General features: G+C 69.5%; 8 protein-coding genes. 1 reads left to right on the top strand and 7 read right to left on the bottom strand.

Features of this window, described 5'->3' with window-relative positions:
• Positions 1-79: 79 nt before the first annotated feature.
• The 3 genes from VOI19_RS11675 to VOI19_RS11665 form a co-directional block, all read right to left on the bottom strand.
• Positions 80-2,065: a pilus assembly protein TadG-related protein gene (locus VOI19_RS11675; protein ID WP_323793135.1), complete on the bottom strand. Its 1,986-nt coding sequence runs from the start codon at positions 2,063-2,065 to the stop codon at positions 80-82.
• A gap of 1 nt (position 2,066) precedes the next feature.
• Positions 2,067-2,570, bottom strand: a complete 504-nt coding sequence (locus VOI19_RS11670) for a TadE/TadG family type IV pilus assembly protein (RefSeq protein WP_323793134.1) — start codon at positions 2,568-2,570, stop codon at positions 2,067-2,069.
• 141 nt (positions 2,571-2,711) lie between these two features.
• Positions 2,712-3,023 (bottom strand): DUF2469 domain-containing protein, encoded by a 312-nt coding sequence (locus VOI19_RS11665; protein WP_323793133.1) that lies wholly within the window; start codon positions 3,021-3,023, stop codon positions 2,712-2,714.
• A gap of 64 nt (positions 3,024-3,087) precedes the next feature.
• Here VOI19_RS11665 and VOI19_RS11660 point away from each other — a divergent pair, with 64 nt between their 5' ends.
• Positions 3,088-3,858: a DUF2071 domain-containing protein gene (locus VOI19_RS11660; RefSeq protein ID WP_323793132.1), complete on the top strand. Its 771-nt coding sequence runs from the start codon at positions 3,088-3,090 to the stop codon at positions 3,856-3,858.
• 6 nt (positions 3,859-3,864) lie between these two features.
• Here VOI19_RS11660 and VOI19_RS11655 read toward each other — a convergent pair whose 3' ends face one another.
• The 4 genes from VOI19_RS11655 to VOI19_RS11640 form a co-directional block, all read right to left on the bottom strand.
• A complete protein-coding gene (locus VOI19_RS11655) occupies positions 3,865-4,536 on the bottom strand; it encodes a ribonuclease HII (RefSeq protein WP_323793131.1) in 672 nt (223 codons plus the stop codon).
• A gap of 30 nt (positions 4,537-4,566) precedes the next feature.
• Positions 4,567-5,391 (bottom strand): signal peptidase I, encoded by an 825-nt coding sequence (gene lepB / locus VOI19_RS11650; protein ID WP_323793130.1) that lies wholly within the window; start codon positions 5,389-5,391, stop codon positions 4,567-4,569.
• Positions 5,392-5,438: 47 nt separating this feature from the next.
• Positions 5,439-5,792 carry a 50S ribosomal protein L19 gene (gene rplS / locus VOI19_RS11645; protein WP_323793129.1) on the bottom strand — a complete coding sequence of 118 codons (354 nt, stop codon included), beginning with the start codon at positions 5,790-5,792 and terminating at the stop codon, positions 5,439-5,441.
• A 202-nt stretch (positions 5,793-5,994) separates the two neighbouring features.
• On the bottom strand, positions 5,995-6,389 hold a 395-nt coding region (locus tag VOI19_RS11640), incomplete at its 5' end, for a GNAT family N-acetyltransferase (protein WP_323793128.1).

The following is a 6,389-nucleotide window of genomic DNA, read 5'->3' as shown; positions in this document are numbered from 1 at the left end:
GGAGGTCGTCGGCGCGCGCTGTGGACAAGCAGCTTTCGCGGCGTGTCTGTGGACGACTCGGGGTTGTGGATCCCGGGGATCAGCCGGCGAGGCGCGGGGTCTCGCAGGTGGGCCGCTGCACGGCGAAGACGTCGGCGCCCGCGACCTCGAGGCCCAACAGGTCGGCCAGCGGGTTGATCAGCTGGTTGTTGAGGCTGTTGACCAGCGGGCCGGTCACGGCCGGGAGTGCGACGTTGAGAACCTGCGACACCGCGGTGTTGATGATCGGGTCGATCACGGCGCTCACCGCGACCTCGACCACGGTGCCGAGCGTCGAGAGGGCGACGTCGCCGACACCGTCACCGTTGTTGTCGATCTTCACGCTGATGTCCGAGCTGGCCGCAACCGTCGGGTTGCCGAGCGCTGCCTTGGAGTTGCCCGAGACCGGCGTCTCGTCGTTCGGCGGCACGAGAAGCGCGTTGTCCTTGGTGTTCTCGGCGGTCGGCACGCTGGCGAGGTTGGAAGCCGAGAACTCCACGACGACCCGGATGTTCTGCCCGGGGATCGCTGGAGTGACGGTGACGCCGGCGACGACCACGGCCGGCACTCCCGGGAGGGCAACCTCGATGACCCGCTTCAGCTGCAGGCTGGTGGCGAGCGTCGAGGTCACCGCTGAGGTGCGGGTGCGCACGGTGAGCTGATCGGGCTCTCCGGCTGTGCCGGCCCGACAGACCGGAGCAGGGGAGGTCAGCACACCCGCAGCGTTGCCCAGGCTCAGGTCGAGGACGCTCGTGGCGTTGGAGACCACGAACCCGTTGATCGCGCCCAGAGTGAGCGGGATCGTGACCTTGCCGGTGAGCTGAGAGTTGAGGGCACAACCCCGCGGGCGCGGAACCGTGCTGGCTTCGCACTCAGTGACCGATGGGGCCAGGGCGACCGTGCCACACGCGAGGCGGGATCGCTCGATCACCTTCAACGTCGAGCTGATCGTGCCGATGCCGGCCGTACCAGCGGTCAGCGCAGGGATGGAGACCGCGGAGTCGCCGTCGGCGAGGAGGACCGTGCCCGCGACGAGGTCGAGGAGGTTGAAGTCGGCCATGAGCCCTGCGGTGTCGCTGGGGTCGACGTTGACCAGCTCTCCGACGCGCACCGGTTGGCCGACGTCGACCCCGGCCGCGACCACCTGCTGGAGGACGACGGTCGCGACGTCGTTCTCCTCCTCGACGTCCACCTCACCGCCAGCCGTGGCGTCGTCACCGTCGTTCTGCAGGGCTTGGATCGAGGCGGCGACGAACTCACCGACGGTCGTCTCGCTGTTGAGCACCTCGTCCGGCGTGCCGCCGAGGAGTCCAGTGGCGACGAGGTCGGCGATACTCAGGTCGGCCCCGGCGAGCCCCTGGTAGGAGAGAAGGTCGAGGTTGAGCCCCAGGAGCCCGTTGAGCGGGGCCAGGAGCGCGGCATCGCCGCTGTTGACCGCAGCAGCGTACGACCCGAGCTTGAAGCAGGCGCTCTGCTGGTTGATGGCCACGGCCGAACGACCGACGTCACCCGCACCGACTCCGGTCAGACCACCGAAGGCGAAGGGGACGGTGGTGCGCGTGTCGACCACGACGCCGGTGGGGATCACGGCGCCCGTCGTCTCGACCGGCCACCCATCTGGGGTCGTGGCGTAGGACCCGTCGGGCAGAACCAGCACGAGGAACGCGCGGACGCACGCTCCGGAGACTGAGCTGACGGTGCCCTGTGCGCCAGACGTGCAACCGGCGGTCGGCTCACCGAGCGTCGTTCCGACGTTGCGGTTGACGGACCTGTTCAGCGAGGTCGACAGCGCCTCCACCTGCGGGACTGCCGTCCCGCTCCGGATCTCGCTGGTCGTACGGCCGTCGAGCAGGCGGGAGAGGTCGAGAGCGACGGTGTCCGCCAGCGACTGCATGTCGCGGCGGGCGACGCGCTGCATCCCGAGGTCGACCGCGAAGGCGGCGATCAGCACGAGAACCACCACGGCACTCACCATCAGGACTGCGACGGCACCGCGCTCGTCGCGGGCCCGTGCTCGGCGCGCGGCCCAACGTTCGGTGAGGGACATCTCAGCTCAGCTCGACTTCCGCCGTGTAGGCGAGGCTGCTGGGCAGGACGATGCCGAGGCCAGGGAAGCTGGGGAGCAACGAGTTGTCCTTGTAGGCGTAGTCGAGGGCGACCTTCGCGCAGGTGGCACCGGTGCTGCTGGCCGAGCACGCACTCGTGAAGGTGACCACGCACGTGCCGGCGGCGGTTCCGTTGCGCTCGAGCACGCCGCCCGACGTGCAGGTCACGCCATAGCCACCGAGGCCCTGGTTGATCGCGTCGATCGCACGCGTGCTGATGCTGTCGGCTCCGCCGGCCGCGGCTTGAGGCACACCTGCCGGCGCGACCGCTGCAGCGCGGGCGCCCTCGGAGGCCGCCTGACTCATGGCCTGGCGAAAACTCAGCATGTAGCCGTAGCCCACGATCGCGAGGAGAAGGAAGATCAGGAGCGGAGCGATGAAGGCGAACTCGACAGCAGCGGCCCCGTCGTCACGACGGCGCCCGCGCAGCTCTCGGAGCTTCATCATTGCCTCTCATCGGCCGCGACCCCCATGGTCGGCATCTCCCTCAGGGTAGGCCGTGCGGGCCCGGTCACGCGAGGTAACCAGACGAAGTCTGACCGAAAGGACTAGTGCCCCCCTGGCCCGATCGGGCGGAGAGCGCGCGCCTCAGGAGGGCTTGGGCGGCTCGATGTCGGCGTCGGCGAGCTCCTCGACGTTGACGTCCTTGAACGTCAGCACCTTCACGTTCTTGGCGAAGCGCGCCGGGCGATACATGTCCCAGACCCAGGCATCAGCCATCGACACCTCGAAGAACACGTCCCCGGCCTCGGTGCGCGCCTTCACGTCGACCTGGTTGCACAGGTAGAAACGGCGGTCGGTCTCGACGACGTACTTGAAGATCCCGACGACGTCGCGGTACTCGCGATAGAGGGTGAGCTCCTGCTCGGTCTCGTACTTCTCGAGGTCCTCGGCGCTCATCGCACTCCTGTCGGCTCTGCATCAGGTCTACTTCGGGATCAGACTGCGATGTCATCGTAGGGGGATGGACCTCACCGAGCAGCCCAGCCACCCCGGGCAGGGCCCGCCGCTGCCGACTCGCCAGATCATGCACCAGTGGTGGCGCGACATCTCGTTCGTCCACTGGCGCGTCGACCCCGCGCGCGTCGCACCACTCCTCCCCCGCGGCGTCCGGCCCGACCTGCACGACGGCAGCGCCTGGGTGGGGCTGATCCCCTTCCACATGGTCGACGCCGGGCTCGGTGCCGGACCGGCGATCCCCCACCTCGGCACCTTCCTGGAGACCAACGTGCGTCTCTACTCCGTCGACGACCAGGGCCGGCACGGCGTCGTCTTCTGCTCCCTCGAGGCCGAGCGGCTGGCGGTCGTCCTGGGCGCGAACGTCGGCTTCGGCGTGCCCTACAAGTACGCCCGGATGTCGCGCACGCCGGCGCTGGACTCGCTCGCGGCGGCCGACGTGACCGGGAGGCACCTGCGCTACGAGACCGAACGGCGCACCGGCGCGCATCCACGCAGCACGCTCGAGATCCGGATCGGCGAGGAGATCGAGGAGCCCTCCGCGCTCGACCTGTTCCTGACCGCTCGCTTCGGGCTGCACTCCACCGTGCTGGGCCAGACCCTGTGGATCCCCAACACGCACGGTCCCTGGCCGTTGCGGCGGGCCGAGCTCGTCACCCTGGACGACGACTTGGTCGCTGCTGCGGGACTGCCCGGGGTGGCGGACGCGGCACCGGAGTCCGTGCTCTTCTCGACGGGTGTGCAGACGGTCTTCGGCCTGCCTCAGCGGGTGCGCTGAGCCTGCTCAGGACTCCGGGAGCGGCTCGAGGCCGGCCGCACGCCGTACGTTGACGAATCGCATCCGGTGGATGTCGCACGGCCCGTGAGCAGTCAGCGCCGCGGTGTGGGTGTCGGTGATGTAGCCCTTGTGGGTCTTGAAGTCGTAGAGCGGCCACTGCTCGTCGAGATCGACCATGAGTCGGTCACGGGTCACCTTGGCCAGCACCGAGGCAGCCGCGATGCAGGCCGCCACCCGGTCGCCCTTCCACACCGCGAGGCCCGGCACTCCCAGACCGTCGACCGGGAAGCCGTCGGTGAGGACGTACTCCGGGCGCTCCCCCAGCTGCGCCACGGCGCGGCGCAGCGCCTCGATGTTGGCGACGTGCATGCCCAACCGGTCGCACTCGTCGTGCTCGACCACCACGACCGACCAGGCGAGCGCCCGGCGCACGATCTGGTCGTAGCACTTTTCGCGTGCCTTCTCGGTGAGCAGCTTGGAGTCGGCCAGGCCCGGCACGATCCCGGCGGCGCCCGCGGGCAGGATGGCTGCGCCGGCGACGAGCGGACCGGCGCACGCACCTCGACCGGCCTCGTCGACGCCCGCGATCAGCTCGACACCGTGGCGGCGCAGCGCGCGCTCGTAGCCGTAGAGGCCTGCATCGCGCCGGACGGTCGATCCGCGCGGCAGGTCACTCATCGACGACCACCTCTCGCTGACGCAGAGTGGTCAGTCGGCGTCGGGCAGGTCGCTGAGGGAGTCCTCACCGGACACCAGACCGAAGTTGCTCAGCGGCCACACCACCGAGAACACCTTGCCCACGACCAGGTCGGTGTCGATGTAGGGGTTGTCGGTGCAGTCGGTCTCGCCGACCAGGCACACGTGATAGCTGGAGTCGGCGGAGTCGGAGCGGTTGTCGCCCATCACGAAGACCGTGCCCTCCGGGACCGGACCGGCCGACCAGTTGCAGGTGGAGATCATCGGCCCGTCGCACTGGATGCCCTCGGGCCGCTCGGCGACGTAGTCGCCCTCGTCGAGGGGCTCCCCGTTGAGCAGCAGCCGGCCTTCGTCGTCGCAGCAGGTGATCGTGTCGCCGGCGACGCCGATGACACGCTTCACCAGGTGTCCACCGTCGGGGTAGAGCCCCACCGTGGCGAGGAGGCTCCGGACGCCGGTGACCTCGACCTCTTCGTCGGCGCCGAGCCAGCCGCCCGGGTCCTCGAAGACCACGACGTCGCCGCGCGACGGCTCGCCGCCGAACCAGTAGGACGGCTTCTGCACCAGGATCCGGTCGTTCTCGACCAGAGCGGGCTCCATCGAGGCCGACGGGATGTAGAAGGCCTGCACGAACAGGACCTTCAGGACAACAGCCAGCACGACGGCCGCCCCGACCAGCAGGAGCGACTCCTGCCAGAGGGGCAGCCCGCGGCGTACGTCGTCGACCTCAGGCTCGGCGGGCGCAGCAGCGTCCGAGTCGACCAGTCCCTCCGGCCCGTCCGGGGAGGTCGCAGCGACCTCGTCGTCGGTGCCGGTGGGGTGCTGGTCGTCGTTCACGCACGAAGCCTAGGTCGCGAGGATGAGAGTGCGGGTGGGGACCCGACTCAGAGCTCGCGGCGCTCCTTGATCTTCGCGGCCTTGCCGCGGAGGTTGCGCAGGTAGTAGAGCTTGGCGCGACGCACGTCACCGCGGGTCACGATCTCGATCTCCTCGAAGATCGGGGAGTTCAGCGGGAAGGTGCGCTCGACGCCGACACCGAAGGAGACCTTGCGGACGGTGAAGGTGCGGCCGATGCCCGAGCCGTGGACGCGGATGACGACGCCCTGGAAGATCTGGACACGCGAGCGGCTGCCCTCGACGACCTTGACGTGGACCTTGATCGTGTCGCCGCCGCGGAACGCGGGGACGTCGGTGCGCTTCTGCGCGTTGCCGATCTCGGTGATGAGGTTGTTGCTCATGGTGATCTCCTCGCGAGTGCCACAGGTCAGCCGCGGAATTCGTTGTGATGGTGCCGGAGTCGTGCAGGTCCAGCGCGATGACCGGCGGCGTGGGCTCCCCCTGTGGCGGGGACCCGACGCAGCTCCTCCGTGCGTTCCTCGGAGCGAACTTCGGTGACTGGACCAGCGTGGAGTCTGCCACAGGCGCCCGCACCGTCCCAAGTCAACGGCGGGGCTTGGTGAGGAGCACCGCCAGGGGCGGTGCCTCCAGGTCGCGACGCAGCCGGAAGCCGGCCTTTTTGTACATCCGCTGGTTGCCCTCGCTGCGGTGGCCCGTCGTCAGGATGTACGACGTCGCCGCCGGCGGCGCGACCTGCTGGATGTGCTCGAGCAACACCCGTCCGAGCCCCTTGCCCTGCAGGTCGGGGGCCACCATGATCCGACCGATGTCCCAGACGTCGCCGTCCAGTCGCCCGCGCACGGCGCCCACGAGGCGGCCCTCGACGCGCACGACGTACGACGTCCACGTGCTCAGCCACTCCTGCACGTCGGCCAGCGACTCCTGGAGCGCCGGGATCCCGGCCACCGAGTCGTTGGCGGCCGCCTCCTGCATCCAGC

The organism is Nocardioides sp., from assembly GCF_034670285.1.
Classification (GTDB): Bacteria; Actinomycetota; Actinomycetes; order Propionibacteriales; family Nocardioidaceae; genus Nocardioides.
Note: the sequence above shows the minus strand (reverse complement) of the source record. Positions and strands in the feature narration are given on the sequence as shown.

What these genes read in the sequence shown, in the direction of transcription:
- VOI19_RS11660 (WP_323793132.1), top strand. Translation starts at nt 3,088, where the DNA reads ATGGACCTCACCGAGCAGCCCAGCCACCCCGGGCAGGGCCCGCCGCTG.
- VOI19_RS11670 (WP_323793134.1), bottom strand. Translation starts at nt 2,570, where the DNA reads ATGATGAAGCTCCGAGAGCTGCGCGGGCGCCGTCGTGACGACGGGGCC.
- VOI19_RS11665 (WP_323793133.1), bottom strand. Translation starts at nt 3,023, where the DNA reads ATGAGCGCCGAGGACCTCGAGAAGTACGAGACCGAGCAGGAGCTCACC.
- VOI19_RS11655 (WP_323793131.1), bottom strand. Translation starts at nt 4,536, where the DNA reads ATGAGTGACCTGCCGCGCGGATCGACCGTCCGGCGCGATGCAGGCCTC.
- VOI19_RS11675 (WP_323793135.1), bottom strand. Translation starts at nt 2,065, where the DNA reads ATGTCCCTCACCGAACGTTGGGCCGCGCGCCGAGCACGGGCCCGCGAC.
- rplS (WP_323793129.1), bottom strand. Translation starts at nt 5,792, where the DNA reads ATGAGCAACAACCTCATCACCGAGATCGGCAACGCGCAGAAGCGCACC.